At 41.5% G+C, this 23,156-nt stretch carries 23 protein-coding genes and 2 other annotated features (1 of these 25 only partly in view); of the genes, 22 read left to right on the forward strand and 1 reads right to left on the reverse strand.

Going from position 1 to position 23,156, the window contains the following annotated elements; translation table 11 throughout:
- Positions 1-11: a binding site (T-box leader), on the forward strand (it extends 246 nt beyond the left edge of the window).
- A 55-nt stretch (positions 12-66) separates the two neighbouring features.
- From MKY20_RS09125 to pheA, 22 genes are all read left to right on the forward strand, one after another.
- Complete coding sequence (locus MKY20_RS09125; protein ID WP_019380296.1) at positions 67-2,712, forward strand: valine--tRNA ligase; 2,646 nt, start codon at positions 67-69, stop codon at positions 2,710-2,712.
- A gap of 72 nt (positions 2,713-2,784) precedes the next feature.
- Positions 2,785-4,104, forward strand: coding sequence for a bifunctional folylpolyglutamate synthase/dihydrofolate synthase (locus MKY20_RS09130; RefSeq protein ID WP_251175114.1), 1,320 nt, complete (start codon positions 2,785-2,787; stop codon positions 4,102-4,104).
- Between the two features lie 141 nt (positions 4,105-4,245).
- Positions 4,246-5,895: a sensor domain-containing diguanylate cyclase gene (locus MKY20_RS09135; protein ID WP_251175115.1), complete on the forward strand. Its 1,650-nt coding sequence runs from the start codon at positions 4,246-4,248 to the stop codon at positions 5,893-5,895.
- A 281-nt stretch (positions 5,896-6,176) separates the two neighbouring features.
- Positions 6,177-6,929: a prepilin peptidase gene (locus MKY20_RS09140; RefSeq protein WP_251266940.1), complete on the forward strand. Its 753-nt coding sequence runs from the start codon at positions 6,177-6,179 to the stop codon at positions 6,927-6,929.
- 193 nt (positions 6,930-7,122) lie between these two features.
- Positions 7,123-8,202, forward strand: coding sequence for an SPOR domain-containing protein (locus tag MKY20_RS09145; RefSeq protein WP_251266939.1), 1,080 nt, complete (start codon positions 7,123-7,125; stop codon positions 8,200-8,202).
- Between the two features lie 232 nt (positions 8,203-8,434).
- Positions 8,435-9,004: a Maf family protein gene (locus tag MKY20_RS09150; protein ID WP_019380302.1), complete on the forward strand. Its 570-nt coding sequence runs from the start codon at positions 8,435-8,437 to the stop codon at positions 9,002-9,004.
- Between the two features lie 51 nt (positions 9,005-9,055).
- Positions 9,056-9,745 carry a RadC family protein gene (gene radC, locus MKY20_RS09155; protein WP_009333132.1) on the forward strand — a complete coding sequence of 230 codons (690 nt, stop codon included), beginning with the start codon at positions 9,056-9,058 and terminating at the stop codon, positions 9,743-9,745.
- Positions 9,746-9,905: 160 nt separating this feature from the next.
- Positions 9,906-10,928, forward strand: a complete 1,023-nt coding sequence (locus MKY20_RS09160) for a rod shape-determining protein (protein WP_009333129.1) — start codon at positions 9,906-9,908, stop codon at positions 10,926-10,928.
- A 178-nt stretch (positions 10,929-11,106) separates the two neighbouring features.
- Positions 11,107-11,991, forward strand: a complete 885-nt coding sequence (gene mreC, locus MKY20_RS09165) for a rod shape-determining protein MreC (protein ID WP_019380303.1) — start codon at positions 11,107-11,109, stop codon at positions 11,989-11,991.
- Complete coding sequence (gene mreD, locus MKY20_RS09170) at positions 11,988-12,503, forward strand: rod shape-determining protein MreD (RefSeq protein ID WP_019380304.1); 516 nt, start codon at positions 11,988-11,990, stop codon at positions 12,501-12,503. The genes mreC and mreD overlap by 4 nt, the downstream gene beginning before the upstream one ends.
- 273 nt (positions 12,504-12,776) lie before the next feature.
- Positions 12,777-13,454: a septum site-determining protein MinC gene (gene minC, locus MKY20_RS09175; protein WP_009333124.1), complete on the forward strand. Its 678-nt coding sequence runs from the start codon at positions 12,777-12,779 to the stop codon at positions 13,452-13,454.
- Position 13,455: 1 nt separating this feature from the next.
- A complete protein-coding gene (gene minD / locus MKY20_RS09180) occupies positions 13,456-14,259 on the forward strand; it encodes a septum site-determining protein MinD (RefSeq protein ID WP_019380305.1) in 804 nt (267 codons plus the stop codon).
- Positions 14,260-14,396: 137 nt separating this feature from the next.
- Positions 14,397-15,173: a M23 family metallopeptidase gene (locus MKY20_RS09185; RefSeq protein WP_009333122.1), complete on the forward strand. Its 777-nt coding sequence runs from the start codon at positions 14,397-14,399 to the stop codon at positions 15,171-15,173.
- Complete coding sequence (locus tag MKY20_RS09190; protein WP_009333121.1) at positions 15,166-16,032, forward strand: M50 family metallopeptidase; 867 nt, start codon at positions 15,166-15,168, stop codon at positions 16,030-16,032. The genes MKY20_RS09185 and MKY20_RS09190 overlap by 8 nt, the downstream gene beginning before the upstream one ends.
- A gap of 60 nt (positions 16,033-16,092) precedes the next feature.
- Complete coding sequence (locus MKY20_RS09195; RefSeq protein ID WP_217033304.1) at positions 16,093-17,541, forward strand: Rne/Rng family ribonuclease; 1,449 nt, start codon at positions 16,093-16,095, stop codon at positions 17,539-17,541.
- Positions 17,542-17,739: 198 nt separating this feature from the next.
- Positions 17,740-17,818 (forward strand) — a sequence feature (ribosomal protein L21 leader region).
- 13 nt (positions 17,819-17,831) lie between these two features.
- Positions 17,832-18,140, forward strand: coding sequence for a 50S ribosomal protein L21 (gene rplU, locus MKY20_RS09200; protein ID WP_009333117.1), 309 nt, complete (start codon positions 17,832-17,834; stop codon positions 18,138-18,140).
- A 13-nt stretch (positions 18,141-18,153) separates the two neighbouring features.
- Entirely contained in the window at positions 18,154-18,492 is a 339-nt protein-coding gene (locus tag MKY20_RS09205) for a ribosomal-processing cysteine protease Prp (RefSeq protein WP_217032807.1), read from the forward strand.
- On the forward strand, positions 18,493-18,786 hold the full coding sequence (rpmA, locus tag MKY20_RS09210) for a 50S ribosomal protein L27 (RefSeq protein WP_009333115.1): 294 nt from the start codon (positions 18,493-18,495) through the stop codon (positions 18,784-18,786).
- 238 nt (positions 18,787-19,024) lie between these two features.
- On the forward strand, positions 19,025-19,576 hold the full coding sequence (locus MKY20_RS09215; RefSeq protein ID WP_009333114.1) for a sporulation initiation phosphotransferase B: 552 nt from the start codon (positions 19,025-19,027) through the stop codon (positions 19,574-19,576).
- 141 nt (positions 19,577-19,717) lie between these two features.
- Positions 19,718-21,010, forward strand: coding sequence for a GTPase ObgE (obgE, locus tag MKY20_RS09220; RefSeq protein ID WP_009333113.1), 1,293 nt, complete (start codon positions 19,718-19,720; stop codon positions 21,008-21,010).
- 25 nt (positions 21,011-21,035) lie between these two features.
- A complete protein-coding gene (locus tag MKY20_RS09225; protein WP_009333112.1) occupies positions 21,036-21,491 on the forward strand; it encodes an ACT domain-containing protein in 456 nt (151 codons plus the stop codon).
- A gap of 131 nt (positions 21,492-21,622) precedes the next feature.
- A complete protein-coding gene (gene pheA / locus MKY20_RS09230; RefSeq protein WP_071156202.1) occupies positions 21,623-22,501 on the forward strand; it encodes a prephenate dehydratase in 879 nt (292 codons plus the stop codon).
- A 67-nt stretch (positions 22,502-22,568) separates the two neighbouring features.
- Here pheA and MKY20_RS09235 read toward each other — a convergent pair whose 3' ends face one another.
- A complete protein-coding gene (locus MKY20_RS09235) occupies positions 22,569-23,111 on the reverse strand; it encodes a transcription repressor NadR (RefSeq protein WP_009333110.1) in 543 nt (180 codons plus the stop codon).
- Positions 23,112-23,156: the final 45 nt, after the last annotated feature.

Consider the following 23,156-nt stretch of genomic DNA (forward strand, 5'->3'; position numbering starts at 1 on the left):
TCGTCCTTTTATGGCGAATGGAGTTTTTTATTTTTTTGGATTGCTTTCAGAAAGGAAGAATGACACATGGATAATAATGAATTATCAATGCCGACGAAATATGATCCGCAGGCGATTGAAAAAGGACGATATGACTGGTGGCTGGAAGGTAAATTCTTTGAAGCAAAAGACGATGAAACAAAGCAGCCATATACAATTGTGATTCCGCCTCCGAATGTAACAGGAAAGCTTCATCTCGGTCATGCATGGGATACAACTCTTCAGGATATCCTTACTCGAATGAAGCGAATGCAGGGATACGATGTTCTATGGCTTCCAGGAATGGACCATGCGGGCATCGCCACTCAGGCAAAGGTTGAAGAAAAGCTTCGCAATGACGGCAAAAGCCGCTATGATTTAGGCCGTGAAAAATTTGTAGAAGAAACATGGAAGTGGAAAGAGGAGTATGCCAGCCATATCCGCCAGCAATGGTCAAAGCTTGGATTGGGACTTGATTACAGCCGCGAACGTTTTACACTGGATGAAGGCCTTTCAAAAGCTGTAAGAGAAGTTTTCGTTTCACTTTATAATAAAGGATTGATTTATCGCGGCGAGTATATTATTAACTGGGATCCGTCTACAAAAACGGCTCTTTCTGATATCGAAGTTATTTATAAGGATGTTCAGGGTGCCTTCTACCATATGAGATATCCTTTAACGGATGGTTCAGGACATATCGAAATTGCCACTACACGCCCTGAAACGATGCTTGGCGATACAGCTGTAGCAGTACATCCGGAAGATGACCGCTATAAGCATTTAATCGGCAAAACGGTTAAACTGCCGATCACAGGACGCGAAATTCCGATTGTTGCAGATGATTATGTAGAAATGGATTTCGGATCCGGCGCAGTAAAAATTACGCCGGCTCATGACCCAAATGATTTTGAAATAGGAAACCGCCACAATCTTGAAAGAATTCTTGTAATGAATGAAGACGGCACAATGAACAGCCGAGCCGGTAAATACCAAGGTATGGACCGCTTTGAATGCCGCAAGCAGATCGTGAAGGATCTTCAGGACGAAGGAGTGCTTTTCAAAATTGAAGAGCATATGCATTCTGTGGGCCATTCAGAGCGCAGCGGCGCAGTTGTTGAACCTTACCTTTCAACACAATGGTTTGTAAAGATGCAGCCTCTTGCTGATGAAGCCATCGCTCTTCAAACTAAAGAGGAAAAAGTAAACTTTGTTCCAGAGCGATTTGAAAAAACGTATTTGCGCTGGATGGAAAATATTCGTGACTGGTGTATTTCACGCCAGCTTTGGTGGGGGCATCGGATCCCGGCCTGGTACCACAAAGAGACAGGTGAGGTTTTCGTAGGGCACGAAGCACCAGAAGATATTGAAAACTGGGAACAGGACAAAGATGTTTTGGATACCTGGTTCAGTTCAGCTCTATGGCCATTTTCAACAATGGGCTGGCCGGATACAGACTCAAGCGATTTCAAGAGATACTATCCGACTGCTGCTTTGGTGACTGGCTATGACATCATTTTCTTCTGGGTATCACGAATGATCTTCCAAGGTCTCGAATTTACAGGGGAGCGTCCATTCCAGGATGTATTAATTCATGGTCTTGTTCGTGACTCACAGGGACGCAAGATGAGTAAGTCCCTTGGAAATGGCGTTGATCCAATGGATGTAATTGATCAGTATGGTGCTGATTCACTCCGCTATTTCCTTTCTACAGGAAGCTCGCCGGGACAGGATCTGCGCTTCAGTATGGAAAAGGTTGAGGCAACATGGAACTTTGCCAATAAAATCTGGAATGCATCCCGATTTGCATTAATGAACATGGATGGATTAACATATGAAGAAATTGATTTAAGCGGTGAAAAGTCTGTTGCTGATAAATGGATATTAACCCGTTTGAATGAAACTATTGAGACGGTTACAAGATTATCTGACCGCTATGAGTTTGGCGAGGTTGGCCGAGTGCTGTATAACTTCATTTGGGATGACTTCTGTGATTGGTATATCGAAATGGCAAAGCTTCCGCTGTACGGAGAAGATGAAGCTGCCAAGAAAACCACCCGTTCCATCCTGGCATATGTTCTGGACAATACAATGCGTCTGCTGCATCCATTTATGCCATTTATCACGGAAGAAATTTGGCAGAACCTTCCTCATTCAGGTGAATCCATTACGGCTGCACAATGGCCGGCAGTTAACAATGAATACACTGATAACCAGGCTGCAAATGAAATGAAGCTGCTTGTAGAAATTATTCGCTCTGTCCGCAACAGCCGTGCTGAAGTAAACACGCCTATGAGCAAGAAGATTAAAATGATGGTAAAAGCTAAGGATGAGGAAATTCTGGGCACACTGGAAAATAACCGTGCCTATATTGAACGATTCTGTAACCCAGAAGAACTAGTGCTGGCTCTGAATGTTGAGACGCCTGATAAGGCGATGACAGCAGTTGTGACTGGTGCAGAAATCATCCTTCCGCTTGAAGGCCTGATTAACATTGAAGAAGAAGTTGCCCGCCTTCAGAAAGAGTGGGATAAATTAAATAAAGAAGTTGAAAGAGTCCAGAAGAAACTTTCAAACGAAGGCTTTATTAAAAAAGCGCCTGAAAAGGTAATTGAAGAAGAGAAAGCAAAAGAACAAGACTACAGCGAGAAGAGAGCTGCTGTAGAAGCTCGCATTAAAGAGCTAAAAGGAGAATAATTAATAGTTGCGGAAGGCGGGTCCATATGAAGGATTCGTCTTCCTTCCTGTATAACGGAGGTGCATTTATATATGTTTTCTACTTATGAGGAAGCACTGGAATGGATTCATTCAAGGCTAAGACTTGGGATGAAGCCGGGACTGCAAAGGATGGAATGGATGATGGAAAAACTCGGGCATCCCGAAAGAAGAATTAAGTCCATCCATATTGGCGGAACGAATGGTAAAGGCTCAACTGTAACGTTTCTAAGATCCATTCTTCAGGAGGCGGGTTATTCTGTCGGAACTTTTACATCGCCATATTTTGAGAAATTTAATGAACGGATTTCTCTGAACGGAATTCCAATTAACGATGAAGATCTTGTTCGGCTTGCTAATGATATATATCCGCTTGCGATTGAATTGGAACAGACGGAACTCGGCGGTCCAACCGAGTTTGAAATCATTACCGCCATGGCTTTCCAATATTTTGGCCATGTACAGCCGGTGGATCTCGTTTTGTTTGAAGTGGGCCTTGGCGGAAGGTATGACTCTACGAACATCATCTATCCTATATTATCAATCATTACAAGCATCGGACTCGACCATACAGCTATCCTTGGGAATACATACGAGGAAATCGCTTTTGAAAAAGCGGGAATCATTAAACCTGGAGTCAGTGTGATTACAGCTGTTAAACAAGAAGAAGCGCTCGCTGTTATTCAAGATAAAGCTTTAAGCATGAAGTCACCAGTTTATCAGCTGGGGAATGAGTTTGCTATTTCTGATCATAAATCCCTGGACCTGGGAGAATTCTTCTCCCTTAAGACAGTCTTTCAGAACTTCCCTGATCTTGAGACAGGAATGAGCGGAAAACACCAGACTGAAAATGCTTCCCTTGCTGTAATGGCAGCAGAGCTATTGAATAAATTTTATTCTTTCCTTATAGAGGTAAATCATATTAGAGCGGGATTGAAAAAAGCTTTCTGGCCCGGGCGATTTGAAATTCTATCTGAAGACCCGCTGGTAGTAATAGATGGAGCGCATAATGAAGAAGGGATAGCTGCCTTAACTGCTGAGCTGAACAACCGTTTTGAGGATAAAAGCAAAAATATTGTATTCGCTGCACTTGCTGATAAAAAGCTTGATAAAATGATCGGTAAGCTTGATTCTGCTGCAGATCGCATCACCTTTACCGAATTTGAGTTTCCGAGAGCAGCAGCAGCTGAAGATTTATATAATCTCAGTAAAAACAGCAGGAGACAGTTTCATACGGACTGGAAGGAGCTATTGGAGGCTGAACTTCGTGAAGCAGGAAAAAACAGCGTACTGGTTATTACCGGATCACTTTACTTCCTCTCAGAAGTGAAGCCTATTCTTTTGAATCTTTTGAAAAAAATAAATGAAATATGACAAAAGTTAGAAAATTTGATAAAATGTTCGTGTTATCCGACTATTTTCCTGAATAAATTGGAGGAGGGGGAAAAGATCGTTAGTTCACAAGCCAAAAAAATAATATGGTTATTATGGATATTAATATTTCCTGCAGGTTCCATGCTAACCTATCATTTTTACCCTCCAGATTTTTCAGGACAGGGAATCAGTTTGTTTGCCTTTTTCATATTGATGTTTTTCGTTTCTTCCATGCCGATGGTAATCAATAATACACCAATCTTTTTAATTCAATGGGTTACGATGGCAGTGTTTTTAACCTTTGGGCTCTTTGCTGAAATGATAATGGTACAATTGGGGATCCTGGTACTTCTATTAAGGCTGAAAATACAAAAGGATCAGCTGTTTCGTCTGCCGCTTAACTCACTTTTGTTCTTTACATTATCTTTATTGAGCGGGCTGGCTTACTTTGCAATGGGTGGCAAAATAGGCGTAGATCTAATAGAAAATCCCCAATATTTCTGGATTGCTGCAGCATACCCGATAATCCATTTTACTTTAAATCAGGTATTAATCAGTGTAATTCAGGCTGCATTGTATGGCAGGAAAATATCCTTTCTGGAAAAAGACCTTATATGGGAAACTGTTACCTCTCTCATAACATTCCCGATTGGCCTTATCCTTTACATTTTATATTCTGAAGTGGGAATTCTTGCACTGCTGTTTGTAGGGGTCCCATTTGTAAGTCTTTCTATCATTCTTCATCTTTATTACTCAAGTGAAAAGGTTATTGAATACCTTCAAAAAGCCGCAGATATAGGGCATCAAATGGCAGAGCGCCTTGATGTGAATGAGGTTATGGAGCTTTTTATTTTGAAATTGAGCGAAATGTTGCCTGTTGACTATGCCTATATTCTTGATATTAAGGATAACGATGAACTTCACTCCATTTACCGAATTGAGCATGGACAAATAAAGCCGAATGACCTTAAGCCTACCAAAAAAAGTGAGGGAATCAGCGGATTGGTTTTGGGTACCCGAAAATCTGCCCTTTTCCATTCGCGGAAGAAATGGAAAAGCATTGCTAAGGAATTCTTGCCTGAAGATGCCGAAAGCCTTATTTGTGTTCCAATAGTCAGGAGCAATGAAGTATTGGGGATACTGCTGCTTTCTTCAGCAAAAAAGAGGTCCTATGAAAAGTCACAGCTCATGATTGTCGATATTTTATGTTCGCACTTTGCAATAGCAATAGAGAATGCAAAGCACTATGAGGAAACAAAAGCCAAAAGCGAGCGCTGCGCGTTAACGAAACTATTCAATTATAGATATATGGAAGCTAAATTAAATGAAGAATTCAGCAGATTGCAAAATGGTGAAAGAGAATTCCTTTCACTCATCATCCTTGACATCGATCATTTTAAAAAAGTGAACGATACTTATGGGCACCAAAGCGGAAATGAAATTCTCTGCGAACTGGCAGGCAGGCTGGCAAATTTAATAGATGAAGCAGGAATTGCTGCCAGATATGGCGGAGAAGAATTTGTTGTCTTAATGCCGGATACAAGCAAAGAAGATACGCTTGCCTGGGCAGAGCTTATCAGGCAGACCATAGCTAACCGTCCATTCATACTCAAACAGAACATCGATGGAAGCAGCAGCAGCACAAAAGTTTATATAACTGCCTCCATTGGGGTAGCTGCTGCACCTGAAGATGCTGATGATTCACTGGCCCTTATACGCCATGCTGACAGGGCATTATATGTTGGAGCGAAGCGGGCAGGGAGAAATAGGGTTGCGGAATATGTGAAGTAAAAATCCTTTTGTTTGTCAAAAGGATTTTTTTGTGAAAATAAACCTTTTTACCTATTAATATATTGGTCCTATAGTGTATTGGTGTAATGTTAGTGATATACATCATTGAAGTTCATAAAGAATACACATATACTGTCCAAGTATATTTATATTTTTTTGGTTTTACAAATTTTGGAGGAGGAAACAAGCTGCGGGCATATCACAATATTGAGGACCTCTATATAAAATAGGACACTGAGGAAATCCAGCTTTCTTGTGCCTGCGCCGGCGCGTTGATATTTATGGTAAATCTCTTAATAATATTATTTTTATTCGGTACCATATTAGGTTCTTTCTACAATGTAGTTGGCCTAAGAGTTCCTGAAAATCAATCAATAGTAAAGCCGAGATCTCATTGTAAACACTGTAAGCATACTTTATCATATTTGGAGCTTATCCCAATTCTGTCTTATGTATTTCTAGGTGGAAAATGCAGGCGCTGTAAGGTGTCAATTTCAGCCTTATATCCGGCTGCAGAGCTTTCGACAGGTACTTTGTTTGCTGCTGCTCCATTAATTTTAGGGTGGACTTCCGAGGTGATTGTTGCCTGGACACTAGTTTCCCTTATGGTCATTATATTTGTATCTGACTATAAATATATGATCATTCCAAATAAAGTTCTCTTAGTTTTTGGTGTGATCCTAACAGCAGAACGTATTCTTATTCCTCTTTCTCCTTGGTGGGACAGTTTAGCAGGTGGGATACTTGGTTTTTTACTCCTTTTATTTATAGCTGTAATCAGTAAAGGCGGCATGGGTGGAGGTGATATAAAACTATACTCAGTTATTGGTATTGCTTTAGGTGTGAAGCTTGTGTTGCTTTCGTTTTTTCTAGCCACTTTGTTTGGTGCATTTCTAGGTGGTACAGGCATGCTTATAGGAGTTGTGAAAAAGGGAAAACCAATTCCATTCGGTCCTTTTATTGGTTTGGGAACAATAATTGCTTACTTTTATGGCAATGAATTGATTGAATGGTACTTTCACGCAGTCCTGTGAGTATAAATCTGTAATTTTTCTATTCTGATGGCAATGAAGGAATACCTATAAATAAATTAGATCTAACTGAAAATCAAAATGAAAAATTTGACGAAATCCTTCCGTAGCAAGACGACAAAAGTCTTGTTATTTTTTTTTTTTCTTATGTTAGGATGAAAACAATTCAGGAAACGGCACGGAAGGAGGATGAGATATGGACAAGCCTAAAAGCGAGAAAACGATCACGATTAAGATAAATGGCAAGGACCGTCCGTTTCAGGAGAAAAAGGAAGAAATGCAGGAAAAAGCATGGGATCCGAGACAGCTGGATAGACAGAAAAAACAGGAACAAACTGAATTTTTCGCATCCATACAAACAGCGGCTGGCAAAGAGGCGGATGACAGCTTTGACTGGATTCTGCCTGAGGAAACGGAAGATGCGGATATAAAGGAATATAAAATAGCAGCCCCTCCTAAATCACCAGCTAAAAATGGTTTGAGTACACTGGCTAACAAATTCCAGGGAAGAAATAAGCAAGGATTCTTAACATCCATTTTTCTGGCTGTCTTTTTTGCTGTTCTGCTTGGGACTGGCTTCGGATTCATCATGCTGAAGCTGGTATTTACCGATCAGGCAGCCGAAACTGTAGCGCCTCCAATTAAAGAAACTCCGGCAGCATCAAATCAGCAGTCTCCCGCTGCAGCCGCAGAATTAGAAACATTAACAGCATACGTAGTTCAAGGCGGCGTATGGTCAAACAGTGAGGCAGCACAGCAAGTCCAGGAAGCGAACTCGCAAAAAGGAGTCTATAGCCAATCATTAAAAATGGGAGAGCAGACTTTTCTTTTTTTAGGGGTATCCGGGAGTCTTGATCAGGCGAAGGAAATAGGTGCCGATCTAAAAAGCAAAGGAATTGATGTATTTGCAAAAGAAGTTGCCTTTGAAGGTAAAGTAATTGAAGGGCTGAATGCTGAAGAGAAAAAGCTGGCTGACATTGCACCTGCTTTATATCAAAGCCTCTCAGAAGGCGCTGCCAGTGCCTCTCTCGGCAGCTCCATAGCGCCAGAGACGGCTCAGGAAATAAAAAATCATAGCAACGCAGTGAATGAACTGCAGGCAGATCAAATTCAAAATAAAAGCCTGACATCTATAAAAGAGGAACTTTTGGATGCCTCGAAGCAAATAGAAACTTACCAGCAGGCAGGGGATTCTGCATCAGCCGGTAAAATTCAGGAGCACCTGCTGGCATTTCTTGCCGCTTATCAGTCTCTGCTCCAGTCAGACGGGCAGTAAGGACCCGGCATATTGTGCCATAATTTTATCCGATTCGAATATTTTCTGGGAAATATCACATATTAAATGGAGTCTGTTCGGGAAATTTAGACAGACTCTTTCTTTTTGCCACATTTCGATAATTTATGATAAAAATATCTACAAATTACCTCTTAAAAATTGTTTGTCTGGCAATTTTTTGATACGATTAATCTGTATCTCCCAATATGATACATAAAGGTAAGGTGATTACATGCAAAACCTCATTTTAGCCTCTTCTTCCCCGCGGCGAAAAGAACTTCTTGAAAATCTTCATTTGCAATTTGAAGTCTCCAGCAGTGATGTCGATGAAAGTTTTGATCCAGTGCTGAAACCAGGAGAGATCGTGAAGGAGCTTGCCCATAGAAAGGCACAGGCTGTATTTAATAAACACCCTGATTCATATGTAATTGGCTCAGATACAGTTGTAGTTAAAGACGGCAATGTTTTAGGAAAGCCAGGCAGCAGCAAGGAAGCCTTCACTATGCTCAAAAGTCTGTCTGGAACCACCCATTCTGTTTACACAGGTGTATCCATCGTGACGCCTGAAAATGTAATTACATTTTATGAAAAAACCGATGTGGTGTTCTGGGAGTTAACAGATGAAGAAATTGACTCTTATATCGGCACCGGTGAACCATTTGACAAGGCAGGTGCATATGGGATACAAGGCATTGGCAGCATGCTTGTAAAAAGCATAAATGGAGATTATTTCTCTGTTGTCGGCCTTCCTGTCTCCAGAACGGTTCGTGAACTAAGGAAAGCAGGATATTCGCTTCCTTAATATACTTTTTTTCATCCTCAGCTCCTGGCCCCAGAGTTTAGGGAGGAAAATATGCAAACGGATACTCTATTGATTAAAGATTTCCCTCAGGATGAACGCCCTCGTGAGCGCTTTGTCCTAAATGGTCCGCAAAGCTTATCCAATCACGAACTGATAGCGATATTACTCAGAACAGGCACGAAAGATGAATCTGTCCTCCAATTAGCGAACAGGCTTATTACCCATTTTGAAGGACTCCGGCTATTAAAGGATGCATCCCTGGATGAAATAACGGCCATTAAAGGAATAGGATCGGCAAAGGCAATACAGCTGCTGGCAGCAGTTGAAATTGGCCGGAGGATTTCAACTCTCACATATGACGACAGATATACTATCCGTTCTCCTGAGGATGGAGCAAATTATGTCATGCATGATATGCGATTCCTGTCTCAGGAACATTTTGTATGCCTTTATTTAAATACAAAAAATCAGGTGCTTCATAAGAAGACCATCTTTATTGGAAGCCTGAATGCTTCAATTGTTCATCCGAGAGAGGTTTTTAAAGAGGCCTTTCGCAGATCGGCTGCGTCGATTATCTGCATTCATAATCATCCGAGCGGTGATCCGACTCCAAGCCGGGAAGATATTGAAGTAACCAAGAGACTTGCAGAGTCCGGGAAAATAATCGGCATTGAAGTGCTGGACCATCTTATCATCGGTGAAAATAAATTTGTCAGTTTAAAGGAAAAAGGGTATTTATAACACTATGTTTTTATTTGACGTTACGCTATAATATTGGTTATGATTTTTGAGATGCCTCGCATTTTGGAGGCTCATTGTACTAGAAAAATTAAAGAAAATTCCATTAAAATACCTTACTTAGGAAAATGAGCAATTTGTATCAGAAAGGGAGATACCATTTATGTTTGGAATCGGTACTAGAGACCTTGGAATAGATTTAGGAACAGCTAATACACTTGTCTATGTTAAAGGAAAAGGAATTGTTGTCAGAGAGCCGTCAGTAGTAGCACTGCAGACAGATACTAAAAATATTGTAGCTGTCGGCAATGATGCAAAAAATATGATCGGCCGTACACCTGGCAATATTGTTGCGCTCCGTCCAATGAAGGATGGCGTTATTGCGGATTATGAAACAACCGCTGTCATGATGAAATATTATATTAAACAAGCCAATAAAAATAAGGGCTTCTTTGCAGGCAAGCCATATGTAATGGTTTGTGTACCATCCGGCATTACAGCTGTTGAAGAACGTGCTGTTGTCGATGCAACCCGCCAGGCAGGGGCACGCGATGCTTATACCATCGAAGAGCCGTTTGCCGCTGCAATCGGGGCTAATCTTCCTGTTTGGGAACCGACAGGAAGCATGGTGGTTGATATCGGGGGAGGAACTACCGAAGTTGCCATCATCTCCTTGGGCGGAATTGTTACGAGCCAATCCATCCGCATTGCCGGTGATGAAATGGATGACGCGATCATCAATTATATCCGCAAAACTTACAACTTAATGATTGGTGACCGTACAGCAGAAACCGTTAAAGTAGAGGTTGGCTCTGCAGGAGATCCTGAAGGTGTTGAAAACATGGAAATCCGCGGACGTGACCTGCTGACAGGCCTGCCAAAAACAATTGAAATTACTGCTGAAGAAATTTCAAAAGCATTGAATGATACTGTATATGCGATTGTGGATGCAGTAAAAAATACTCTTGAAAAAACTCCTCCTGAACTGGCAGCAGATATTATGGACCGAGGTATTGTACTGACTGGAGGGGGGGCGCTTCTTCGCAACCTCGACAAGGTGATCAGCGAAGAAACAAAAATGCCTGTCCTTATTGCAGAAAACCCATTGGACTGTGTCGCAATTGGTACTGGAAAAGCTCTTGACCATATCGATTTATTCAAAACAAAAGCAAAAGAATCCAGATAAATTGAAGCCTGAATAAGAAAATGATAAAGCCCATTCACTTCTTAAAAAGTGCATGGGCTCAAATTTGGTTTTTTTCTTGAACCATAAATGATAATTTTGCAGATATATGTTATATTTTGTTGAGCAGTGCCTGAATGGCGCAATCTTTTCTGAAAAAATACTAATCGAGGTGTAACGGATGCCACAGTTCTTTTTGAACAAACGCCTGATTATTTTGCTTGTCAGCATTATTATTCTCGTGGCATTGATTGGATTTTCTTTAAAAGATAGAGAAAATTTGACCTGGCCTGAACAATTTTTAAAAGATACTACCGGGTTTATACAAAATGCTGTTTCCAGCCCAGTGAATTATGTGGCAGGATTCTTTGAAAATGTCGAAGACTTGCAAAATACATACAAAGAAAATAAAGAGCTAAAGACAAGGCTGGATGAGCTTGCACGCCTTGAGTCTGAGGTTCAGCGACTGAAAAAGGATAATACAGAACTTCGTGAGATTCTGGATAAGAAAGACTCTTTAAGTGAATTTGAGCCAAAGCAGGCAACTGTTATAGGAAGAAATCCCGACAGATGGCATGAATTGCTTATCATTAATAAGGGAAAAAATGCTGGCATTGAACCGAACATGGCTGTTATTACGTCTAAAGGCCTGATCGGCAAAGTGAAAAGCAGCAATACCTTTACTTCAACAGTTCAGCTTCTTAGTTCAATGGACCCGACAAATCGCATCTCTGCAAAAATTCAGGCGGGCGATAATAACTTTTTCGGTCTGATAGAAGGCTATGATAAAGAAAAAGGTCTTCTTTTGCTTAAGCGAATTCCTTATGATGCAAAGGTAAAAAAGGATCAAAACGTTATTACTTCAGGTCTGGGCGGTGTTTTTCCTGAGAGCCTTCCGATTGGGAAGGTTGTAGATGTTGTTCCTGATGAATTTGGTCTCACTCAAACCGCCTATGTTAAGCCGGGGGCAGATTTCTACGATATTGGACATGTAATGGTCGTCAAAAGAGGTGCTTTACAGCCTGAGCTAATGGAAATGGTTGATGAGAAGGAGGAGGAACTGTGAGAAGATTCCTTCTTCCTCTCATACTCCTGGCCTTATTTATCGGTGAAAGCATATTTGTTCAAATAACTCCGCATGATTTGTTAGGCAGCGGAAAAATAGCTGTTCCCCGTTTCCTGCTGGCCGGCTTGCTTTTTTTGACCATCTTTGGCTCAAAAAAACACGGAATTCTTTACGGCTTATTATTCGGCTTGCTTTTTGATATTGTATATGTTGAAATTATCGGCATTTACCTGTTTCTATTTCCAGTCATTGCTTTTATTACAACTAAACTAATGAAAATTCTTCAGACAAATATGGCTATGGCTTCCATCATTGTGCTTTTAGGCATCACTCTCCTTGAGGCCGGTGTCTACCAGATGAACTTATTAATTCACCATACTGATATGGTTTTTGCAGCTTTTCTATCGTCACGCCTCGTGCCAACTCTGATTTTAAATGCCATTTTCATTATTTTAGCTGTTTATCCATTTAAAAGACTTTCTGAAAAATTTTCAGATAGCTTAAACGACTAATTGTTTGAAGTGATATAATTTCACAGTTCATTTAAAAGAAACCGGATTAATCCGGTTTCTTTTAAATGAATAATTTTTAGTAAAAAAGGAATTTAGAAGGTTTCTGTCGAATTCTACCTTTATGGGCAAATTGGATAGGGATAATTGACATAATTTATTTTTAAAAGAATGGCCCTGCGAGGCTGATTGAAAATATAGCAGTTCATGGACTGCTTTAAAATAGAGTGCCACCAGCACTTATGTGTTTCTTATCATTGAGGTGAACATCTTGAAATGAAAAAAAACCAAAACGTTACAATAAAAGGGACGAAAGATGGTCTGACACTGCATCTCGATGATTCCTGTTCATATGGAGAGCTGAAGAAAGAACTTGATAGAAAGCTTTCAGAAAACTCGAGATCGGTTGAAGACCGGCTTCTTTCAGTGAGGGTACAAGTCGGCAATCGTTATCTCACAGAAGAGCAGCAGGAAGAATTGAAGGAGTTAATAAGGCAAAAGAAGAACCTGATCGTTGAGTCTATAAGCTCGAATGTCATTACCAAAGAAGAAGCTGAAAAACAGAAGGAAGAAAATGAAATTGTATCTGTTGCGAAGGTGATTCGTTCCGGGCAGGTTCTCGAAGTGGCGGGAGATCTGCTTCTTATCGGAGATGTAAACCCCGGAGGCACTGTCATGGCAGGTGGAAACATCTTTATAATGGGGGCGCTAAAAGGCATAGCCCATGCCGGATGCCATGGGAATAAGGAAGCTGTGATCGTTGCTTCGCTTATGAAACCATCCCAATTAAGGATCAGCAATTGTATTAACCGGGCTCCAGACAAGGATCAGGATGACGAAAAAAGAGAAATGGAATGTGCTTACATAGATGAAAATGATCAAATAACTGTAGATAGATTACAAGTATTAATGCATCTGAGACCTAATATAACTAGATTGCAAGGGGGAAGCTAGGATGGGAGAAGCGATTGTCATTACGTCCGGAAAAGGCGGAGTCGGAAAAACGACTACTTCCGCAAATGTAGGTACTGCTCTTGCCCTTCAGGGGAAAAGAGTGTGCCTGGTGGATACAGACATTGGCCTTCGAAATCTTGATGTGGTGATGGGATTGGAAAACCGCATTATTTATGATCTGGTCGATGTAGTCGAAGGCCGGTGCAAAATACATCAGGCTGTGGTTAAAGACAAACGGTTTGATGATTTGCTGTATTTGCTTCCTGCTGCTCAAACAAGTGATAAGACGGCTGTTACTCCAGAGCAGATGAAAAAGCTGGTCGATGAATTAAAGCAGGATTATGACTATATTGTCATAGACTGCCCTGCTGGAATTGAGCAGGGGTACAAAAATGCTGTTGCCGGTGCTGATAAAGCAATTGTTGTTACCACTCCGGAAGTTTCAGCCGTACGTGATGCTGACCGGATTATCGGCTTGCTTGAAAAAGAGGAAAATGTAGAGGCTCCAAAACTGATAATAAATAGAATTAGAAGCCATATGATGAAAAATGGCGACATGCTCGATGTAGATGAAATTACCGCACATTTGTCGATTGATTTAATTGGAATTGTGGCAGATGATGATGAAGTAATCAAGGCATCCAATCATGGTGAGCCTATTGCATTAAACCCTAACAGTAAGGCTTCTGTTGCTTACCGTAATATCGCCCGCCGCATACTTGGTGAAGCTGTTCCGCTTCAGCCTCTTGAAGAAGAGAATAAAGGTGTATTCTCAAAACTAAAAAAGTTTTTTGGTGTTAAATAATTATAATTTATCGAACAAAAGCCGGGGAGACTTCTTCGGTTTATTTTTTTATCTCAGACACCCACTTCAAGTCATACTCTATTTGGACAACTCATAAACTTGTACAAATAGAGCTATATAGAAATGGTGGGGATATTATGAATTCAAGAGCGGATGAAATACGCAAGAGAATTGAGCGGAGAAAAAAAGAGAAAGAAAGATTCTCAAATAAGAAAGATTCAACAGTTCTTTGGACAGAAGATGAAGAGCGGTATGGGTTTAGTAAGCTGCCTTCATACGAGAGCAAACTCGATGAGGGGAACCACCCTTTATTTCGAAAGGAACTATTTCTATTCAAGCTGCTAGCTTCTGCCTGTATTTTTTTATTCGCTGCTATTCTTTTTAAAAACCAGGCTGCGACATTTGATCCTGCTAGAGATTTTGTAAAGGCAGCCATGGAGAAGGATTTTCAATTCGCCGCAGTTTCCGGCTGGTATGAAGAACAATTCGGAAAACCACTGGCACTGCTGCCATTTTCAGATGGCAAAAAAGATGAGAAGAACGTTGAAGAAAACAGTGAGTATGCATTGCCTGCTTCTGCAAAAATCCTGGAAGACTTTAATGATAATGGACAGAGAATAACAATCGAAACAGGTAAAGAAGCATCCATCGAAGCAATGAGTGAAGGGCTTGTGCGGTTTGCTGGAAAGAAAGATGGTTTCGGAAATACGGTTATTATTCAGCATGGTGATAAAAGTGAGTCCTGGTATGGCAATTTGGCTGAAATTAATGTGAATTTATATCAATATGTTGAAAAAGGAACCGGTATTGGCACTGCAGGTGACACCGGTGATGGAGAAAAAGGGTCTTTCTATTTCGCGATTAAAAAAGATGATGATTTTATAGATCCGATCCAGGTGATCCCATTTGAATAAAATAACAGGATTAATTAAATATATTCATATACATCCTTTGTTATGGGCCATTATCGGACTATCTGTCGCAACTGCTCATTTTATGGAATTATGCATGCTGCTCCTGATTATCTTCGTTCATGAAATGGGTCATGCAGCTGCAGCATCCCTTTATTCCTGGAGAATAAAAAAGATCGCCCTTTTGCCATTTGGCGGTGTAGCGGAAATGGATGAACACGGAAACCGGCCGCTGAAAGAGGAAATCGTAGTCATTATAGCAGGGCCGCTTCAGCATATTTGGATGATGGGGGCGGCGCTGTTATTTTATGAGCTCTCTTTTGTATCTGCTGATATTTTTCACCTGTTTATTCAGTTCAATTTAATGATCCTGATTTTTAATCTGCTACCTGTATGGCCATTAGATGGAGGAAAGCTTGTTTTTTTATGGCTTTCTCTTAATAAGGCATTTCCGGAAGCGCATAGAAAAACACTTTTCATTTCGGCTGCGGGTCTATTCAGTTTCATAATATTAACTTTGCTGACCTCTCCTGTAAACCTGAATATATGGGTAGTCCTCGCTTTTTTGGTGTTTTCGCTATATCATGAATGGAAGCAGAGCCGATTCATATTTATCCGTTTTCTCCTCGAAAGATACTATGGGAAGCACAGCGACTTCCGGACATTAAAACCTATCGTTGTAAGAGAGGAAGAATTGGTTATTGACGTTCTGGAAAGATTTCAGCGAGGATGCAAACACCCAATCATAGTTGAAAAGGACGGGAAAGAGAAGGGTGCTTTAGATGAAAATGAATTGCTGCATGCGTGCTTTGCAGAAAAAGTGCTGACTGCTAAAATTGGAGATTTGCTTTATGTTTACTGAAGAGCGAGTTTTTATTGAAATGAATAAATAATGGTTTAAAGTGAGGAAATAGTTTTGGACATGTTAGTTGTAAATTATGCATCAAGAGAGCGCCGGTTTGCACATTTAAAAGATAAGAGGGTCGAGAAGCTATTTATCGATCAGCCGAAGCAGCGTTCATCAGTAGGGGATATTTACTTGGGCACCGTTGCAAAAGTAATGCCTGGATTGAATGCAGCTTTTGTAGAGATTGGGGAAGATCAAAGCGGATTTATACACCGGGACAAACTGGCAGCCTATGTTTGTTCTGCCGAAGAATCTCAAGTAAAGGAAAAACGGAGCATCTCTTCTTTTGTCCATCAGGGAGAAAGAATACTTGTTCAAGTTGAAAAGGACGCTGCCGGAACTAAAGGACCGAGATTGTCAGGGGTGCTTGAGTTTTCAGGAGATTCGCTGATATATATGCCAAATGGCCGTTATGTTGCTGTATCCAAGAAAATTGAGGATAGTGAAGCAAGAGAAAACTGGCGCCAATTTGGCTATCGTGCTAAGAAAGAGAATGAAGGGCTGATTTTCAGAACATCCTGTGATAACAAGAAAGAAATTGAACTCATAGATGAACTTGAAAGGCTAAGACTGGAGTACAGGGACCTTTTAAGGGCAGCAGAAGTAAAGAAAAAACCGGGAAAAGTTTACGAAGCGAATTCTTTTATTGAGAAAATTAAAGAAGAAGCAAAGAAACTGGCCGATGGAGAAATCGCAGTGGACGACTTAACACTGAAGAGTGTGCTCCAGAAACACACCAGCCTGCCAATTCGGCTGCATTCTGGCAAGGAAAATATCTTCTCCGCTTTTAATGTTGAATCTGAAATTGATAAAGCGCTGAAACGGATTGTATGGCTTGAAACTGGCGCATATCTTATTTTTGATGAAACCGAAGCTTTAACAGTCATCGATGTAAATACCGGAAAGTTCGCCGGTAAGCAGGACCGCAGGGAAACTGTGTTAAAAACGAACCAGCAGGCGGCCGAAGAAGCTGCAAGACAGATCAGGCTCCGCGATATAGGCGGCATGATCCTAATCGATTTTATCGACATGAAAGAAGCATCTGACCGCAACCATATCCTCTCCACCATGGAAAATGCGCTGAAAAAGGATGAAAGACGCACTAAACTTGTTGGATTCACCCCGCTTGGAATCCTCCAGATGACCCGAAAAAAAACGAAACCGGCCATTTCAGAATCACTTACCGAAAGGTGTCAAGTATGTGAAGGCACCGGAAGAGTGCTGAGTGCTGAAACCATTGCCTTCAGGCTGGAAAGAGAACTGTGGGAACATCGAGGCAATGACCATGAAGCTGTCTTAATCGAAACCACCCCAGACACAGCAGCGGTATTCTCAGGGGAAAATGATGCCCATAAAAAGAGAATCGAAGACAGCATTGGACTAAAAATCATGTTTTCCTATAAGGAAAAGTGCAAGCCATTTTATGAAATCAGAAAGTTTGGCAGTGCCAATGAGCTAGGTTAGTTCAAAGCAGGCGGATTTAACCACCCCGCCTGCTTTTTTAGTGCAGTATTTCCCACTTCCCTAATAACCCCATTAGCATTATAATTGTATAGGCACGCAAAAAAGTCACTTTTAGGTGCAAACAAAGAGAATCATATAATTCTTATTGACATGATTAATCATTATATGATAGGATTTTTATGTTATGTTTGTAGCGCACCCGTGCTACAACCGCACAGAACAGGTACATAAGCCCGCTTTCGTGTCGGCGCCTGGGATGGCGAGTCTTAGTCTAAGAGGAGGTGCAGTTCATGTACGCGATTATCGAAACTGGCGGTAAGCAATTACGTGTAGAAGAAGGTCAAGCTATCTACATCGAAAAGCTTAGCGCTGAAGCAGGCGAAACAGTTACATTTGAAAAGGTTCTTTTCGTTGGCGGAGACAGCGTAAAAGTAGGAAGCCCTGTAGTTGAAGGTGCTACTGTTACAGCTAAAGTTGAAAAACAAGGCCGTCAAAAGAAAATCACTGTATTCAAGTACAAAGCAAAGAAAAACTATCGTAAGAAGCAAGGTCATCGTCAGCCTTACACTAAAGTTGTGATTGAAAAAATCAACGCTTAATCAGGCGATTCAGATGATTGAAGTAACGATTATTCGTAAAGATTCCGGAAAAATTCATTCGTTTGAAATAAGCGGTCATGCATTCTTCGCAAACAGAGGCAAGGATATCGTCTGTGCAGGCGTATCTGCCGTTTCCATCGGTGCCATTAATGCTGTCCATGCCCTAACCGGCGTGACACCAGAAATCAGCCATGGAGATGGCTTTCTCCGCTGTGTTCTTCCTGATCTTCAGGATGACATGAATGAGAAAGTGCAGCTTCTTCTTGAAGGCATGGTTGTTTCATTGCAGACGATTGAAGAAGACTACGGAACGTATATAAAGATTACCTTCAAAAAGCAGGAGGTGGAATAAATGCTATTAAAATTAGATCTTCAGTTGTTCGCTTCTAAAAAGGGAGTAGGTTCTACAAAGAACGGCCGTGACTCAATCTCTAAGCGTCTTGGCGCTAAGCGTGCGGACGGACAATTCGTAACTGGCGGCTCAATCCTGTACCGTCAGCGCGGTACTAAGATCTACCCAGGTGTAAACGTGGGTAAAGGCGGCGATGACACACTATTCGCGAAAGTTGACGGTGTTGTTAAGTTCGAACGTCTTGGACGTGACCGCAAGCAAGTGAGCGTATATCCTGCAGCTCAAGAGGCGTAAGCCTTTTCGAGAAAACCCTAGCCCACAAGGTTAGGGTTTTCTTTTTTTGGCAAAAAAATCCGCCAGTGCACTTCACATTTTATCTGATGAATTTATAGCTCCAGAAGACAGCAGCTCTTCTTCGCATAAGCAATATTTTCTTATTTAACATAAATTTGCTTACTGTACTTATGTTTTTTGATATACTTACAGCAAGCACAGTCTTCTGTCAGCCTAATAACCATACAGGAGTGCATATATGGAAAAAGACTGGAATATGATTGAAGTGCTGCGTCATGCCCGGCATGACTGGCTGAATAAAATACAATTAATTAAAGGCAACCTTTCCCTTAACAAGGTAGACAGAGCTAAGGAAATCATAGATGAAATCGTGGTGGAAGCACAGCAGGAAGCAAGACTTTCGAACTTAAACCTTCCTGAGTTTGCTTCGCTTTTATTGACTTATAATTGGGAAAACCACTACTTTCAGCTTGAATATGAGGTGCTTGATGATACCATTTCCGGCCGATTGGATGACATTATCCTTTCTGAGTGGACAGGCTCTTTTTTTGCCATTTTGGACTCATCAGTAAAGCCTTACCATGATAATCATTTATCTGTATCCATCAGGCATGAAAAAGAAGGGGCTCGTTTCTTTTTTGATTTTAGCGGAATACTAACAGATATCGATAAATTGGATCAGTTCTTCAAAAAGAAGAACGATGACATAACGGCTGCTGTTCAGGTATTAGCTGAAGAGGAGCTTGCACTGGAGTTATTTGTGCCATTCATTGCGAATGGCAGAGAGTGATTTCCGCCGCAAAAAGCAATACTAAGTGTGAAACTCTGCAGGCTGGAGCATTTCTTAAGTGTAAGAGTGGATCCAGTCAGTGCCTGTAATTTGGCTGAATGCCAGACAATTGGGACATACTGCAGACGGGAGGAATAATATATGTTTGTCGATCAAGTCAAAGTTTATGTTAAAGGCGGAGACGGGGGCAACGGAATGGTTGCTTTCCGCCGAGAAAAATATGTGCCGAACGGAGGCCCAGCCGGCGGAGATGGCGGTAAGGGTGCCAATGTTGTTTTTGAAGTGAATGAGGGATTACGCACGTTAATGGATTTCCGTTATCAGCGCCATTTTAAAGCTCCCCGCGGTGAGCATGGCATGTCTAAAAATCAGCATGGAAGAAATGCAAAAGACATGATTGTTAAAGTCCCGCCGGGAACAGTCGTAACTGATGCCGAGTCAGGGGAAGTAATCGCAGATTTGACTGAGCACGGGCAAAAAGCTGTCATAGCCCGCGGGGGCCGCGGAGGCAGAGGGAATACCCGTTTTGCCACACCGGCTAATCCTGCTCCAGAATTGTCCGAACATGGCGAACCGGGCCAGGAAAGAGATGTTGTGCTGGAGCTCAAGCTTTTAGCTGATGTTGGTTTAGTCGGTTTTCCGAGCGTCGGAAAATCCACGCTGCTATCGGTTGTATCATCGGCAAGGCCGAAGATTGCGGAATACCACTTTACGACGATTGTTCCCAATCTGGGAATGGTTGAGACTGAAGACGGCCGCAGCTTTGTCATGGCAGACTTGCCTGGATTAATTGAAGGCGCCCATTCGGGAGTAGGCCTTGGTCATCAATTTTTACGGCATATTGAGAGAACCAGAGTTATTGTCCATGTTATCGATATGGCTGCTGTTGAGGGCAGGGATCCATTTGAAGACTATCTAACCATCAATAAAGAATTAAAAGAGTATAACCTTCGTCTCACTGAAAGGCCTCAAGTCATTGTGGCTAATAAAATGGACATGCCTGATGCAGAGGAAAATCTTAAGAAATTCAAAGAACAGCTTGAAGAAGAGTATCCGATTTTTCCGATCTCCGCTTTAACAAGACAAGGGTTAAGGGATTTATTATTTGCCGTTGCGGATAAGCTTGAAGAAACGCCTGAATTCCCGCTGTCACATGAAGAAGAAGAAGACACAGGTGTGCACCGCGTTCTTTATAAGCATGAAGCTGACCAGACGGAGTTTGTCATTACGAGAGACCCTGCAGGAGTGTTCGTCGTATCTGGCGATGCTATTGAGAAGCTCTTTAAGATGACTGATTTCTCAAGAGATGAATCTGTCCGCAGGTTTGCAAGACAGCTGCGCGGAATGGGTGTGGATGATGCTCTTCGTGAAAAAGGAGCAAAAGACGGTGATACAGTTAAGCTGCTTGATTATGAATTCGAGTTTATTGACTAACCTTCACGATTGACGGGGTGGAGAAATGAGAAAAGATAGATTCGATAAGAAATTTTATTTGGTTCGCGAAGATGTTTTGCCTGAAGCAATGAAGAAAACTTTGGATGCGAAGGAAATGATCGAAAGGGGAAAAGCCGAATCGGTTTGGGATGCTGTCCAAAAAGTTGATTTGAGCAGAAGTGCTTTTTATAAATATAGAGACACTGTGTTTCCTTTCCATACTGTTGTCAAAGAACGGCTGATCACTTTATTCTTTCATTTGGAAGACAGATCGGGGACTTTATCACATTTATTGGGCGTTGTGGCTTCATCGGGGTGCAATGTCCTAACCATACACCAGACCATTCCGCTCCAGGGAAGGGCAAATGTCACGCTTTCCCTGAATGTAACTGAAATGGGCATCGAGATTGAGGAGCTCTTGGGTAGGCTTCGAAAATTGGAGTTTGTAGAAAAAGTAGAGGTGCTGGGGACGGGTGCGTAAGAAAATGCGCTCTGTACCCTGCCCTTTTTTAGTTTTTTATTTTGCAAATTACATACATATGTTAAAGTAGTAAAGTATAAAGAAAATTTTCAGTGATTTATGATAAGTCTGACGAAAAGGAGGTAATTACCGTGAAGATAGGATTTTTGGGCCCAAAAGCCACCTTTACAGATATTGCTGCAAGGAGTTTATTTCCGAATGAGACAGCCGTTGCCTACCCAACGATACCTGCCTGTTTTGATGCATTAAATGAGAATGAAATAGAACTGGCGGTAGTTCCTCTTGAAAACGCATTGGAAGGCTCAGTGAATATTACATTGGATTATTTAATCCATGAAGTGGATTTTCCAATTATCGGCGAACTGACAGCCCCGATTCGCCAGCATTTTATGGTCCATCCTGATCATGTGAACGAATGGGATAAAACTGATGCAGTCTATAGCCATTCCCATGCTATTGCACAATGCCATAAATTTCTGCATAAAGAGCTGAAAGGCATCCCTTGCGAAAGCACTACTTCAACTGCAGCAGCAGCTCAATATGTAAAAGAAAATCCAGATTTGCGGGCCGGCGCCATCGCTAATGAATTAGCGGCAGAAGTATATGGACTGGCGATCGTTAAAGAGGATATCCATGATTTTGATTTTAACCATACAAAGTTCATAGTATTATCCAGTAAAGAACTGTCAATCAATGAAGACCGCAAAGAGTTTGCCGGGCACAAGACGACTGTTATGGTGACGCTGCCGGCTGATAGGTCAGGGGCACTTCATCAAGTGCTTTCGGCATTTGCCTGGAGGAAGCTCAATTTGACTAAGATTGAATCAAGGCCGATGAAAACAGGATTGGGAAATTATTTCTTTATCATTGACGTGGATATGAAGCAGGACGATGTCCTTATCCCCGGAGCAGTTGCCGAATTGGAGGCACTGGGCTGCAGCGTTAAGATTTTGGGTAGCTATCCATATTTTCAGCTTCGCAATAAAAATACAAAAGTTCTTCAGGATTAAAGCTAAAGAAAAGGATCCGGTATACATATCCGGATCCTTTCTTATTTAAAAATAATAAGGATTAACGCTATTCCTGGTCAATAAGAAATCCTGCTTCCTTTAATAATTTCTCAGCTTCATCGAGTTTCCGTTCTGAGGCTGCAGAAAGAGTATGAAGATGAATGCCATCTGTCAGTTCTGATAAGAAGGAAGCTTTTGTGGCTTTAATTTTATCCATGAATTGCTTGACTTCCTGACGGGTTGAAACCATAACCGAGGCAGTTAAGTCACCATAAACAGGATGTTCAATCCTTACATCTTTTACTGTAACCCCATGATCGACAAGCAGATTCAATTCTTCTTCAGTCCTCGCGGGGTCATGATGGCAGGCAATGACCCGCTCAGCTGAAGAGGCAGGAGAAGCCTGATGAAGATACATATAACCTTGGCTCGTAGCAATGATTGGCTCTTTTCTTGCCTTTAGAAGGGTGATATCCCCAACAATTACCTGTCTGCTTACATTTGTTTTTGCTGCAAGGTCGCCTCCTGTAATGGGCTGTCCGCTTTCTTTAAGAAGCTGAAGCAGAAAGGTCCTTCGCTCCTCTCCGAGCACCTTTTTTTGTTCCTTCATTTTTCCTCACCCTTATAATCCGATAATGTCTCATTCTAACATAAG

It is taken from the genome of Cytobacillus sp. FSL W8-0315, from assembly GCF_038002905.1.
GTDB classification, from domain to species: Bacteria; Bacillota; Bacilli; order Bacillales; family Cytobacillaceae; genus Cytobacillus; species Cytobacillus pseudoceanisediminis.

What these genes read in the sequence shown, in the direction of transcription:
- MKY20_RS09125 (WP_019380296.1), top strand. Translation starts at nt 67, where the DNA reads ATGGATAATAATGAATTATCAATGCCGACGAAATATGATCCGCAGGCG.
- MKY20_RS09130 (WP_251175114.1), top strand. Translation starts at nt 2,785, where the DNA reads ATGTTTTCTACTTATGAGGAAGCACTGGAATGGATTCATTCAAGGCTA.
- MKY20_RS09135 (WP_251175115.1), top strand. Translation starts at nt 4,246, where the DNA reads ATGCTAACCTATCATTTTTACCCTCCAGATTTTTCAGGACAGGGAATC.
- MKY20_RS09140 (WP_251266940.1), top strand. Translation starts at nt 6,177, where the DNA reads ATGGTAAATCTCTTAATAATATTATTTTTATTCGGTACCATATTAGGT.
- MKY20_RS09145 (WP_251266939.1), top strand. Translation starts at nt 7,123, where the DNA reads ATGGACAAGCCTAAAAGCGAGAAAACGATCACGATTAAGATAAATGGC.
- MKY20_RS09150 (WP_019380302.1), top strand. Translation starts at nt 8,435, where the DNA reads ATGCAAAACCTCATTTTAGCCTCTTCTTCCCCGCGGCGAAAAGAACTT.
- radC (WP_009333132.1), top strand. Translation starts at nt 9,056, where the DNA reads ATGCAAACGGATACTCTATTGATTAAAGATTTCCCTCAGGATGAACGC.
- MKY20_RS09160 (WP_009333129.1), top strand. Translation starts at nt 9,906, where the DNA reads ATGTTTGGAATCGGTACTAGAGACCTTGGAATAGATTTAGGAACAGCT.
- mreC (WP_019380303.1), top strand. Translation starts at nt 11,107, where the DNA reads ATGCCACAGTTCTTTTTGAACAAACGCCTGATTATTTTGCTTGTCAGC.
- minC (WP_009333124.1), top strand. Translation starts at nt 12,777, where the DNA reads ATGAAAAAAAACCAAAACGTTACAATAAAAGGGACGAAAGATGGTCTG.
- minD (WP_019380305.1), top strand. Translation starts at nt 13,456, where the DNA reads ATGGGAGAAGCGATTGTCATTACGTCCGGAAAAGGCGGAGTCGGAAAA.
- MKY20_RS09185 (WP_009333122.1), top strand. Translation starts at nt 14,397, where the DNA reads ATGAATTCAAGAGCGGATGAAATACGCAAGAGAATTGAGCGGAGAAAA.
- MKY20_RS09195 (WP_217033304.1), top strand. Translation starts at nt 16,093, where the DNA reads ATGTTAGTTGTAAATTATGCATCAAGAGAGCGCCGGTTTGCACATTTA.
- rplU (WP_009333117.1), top strand. Translation starts at nt 17,832, where the DNA reads ATGTACGCGATTATCGAAACTGGCGGTAAGCAATTACGTGTAGAAGAA.
- MKY20_RS09205 (WP_217032807.1), top strand. Translation starts at nt 18,154, where the DNA reads ATGATTGAAGTAACGATTATTCGTAAAGATTCCGGAAAAATTCATTCG.
- rpmA (WP_009333115.1), top strand. Translation starts at nt 18,493, where the DNA reads ATGCTATTAAAATTAGATCTTCAGTTGTTCGCTTCTAAAAAGGGAGTA.
- MKY20_RS09215 (WP_009333114.1), top strand. Translation starts at nt 19,025, where the DNA reads ATGGAAAAAGACTGGAATATGATTGAAGTGCTGCGTCATGCCCGGCAT.
- obgE (WP_009333113.1), top strand. Translation starts at nt 19,718, where the DNA reads ATGTTTGTCGATCAAGTCAAAGTTTATGTTAAAGGCGGAGACGGGGGC.
- MKY20_RS09225 (WP_009333112.1), top strand. Translation starts at nt 21,036, where the DNA reads ATGAGAAAAGATAGATTCGATAAGAAATTTTATTTGGTTCGCGAAGAT.
- MKY20_RS09235 (WP_009333110.1), bottom strand. Translation starts at nt 23,111, where the DNA reads ATGAAGGAACAAAAAAAGGTGCTCGGAGAGGAGCGAAGGACCTTTCTG.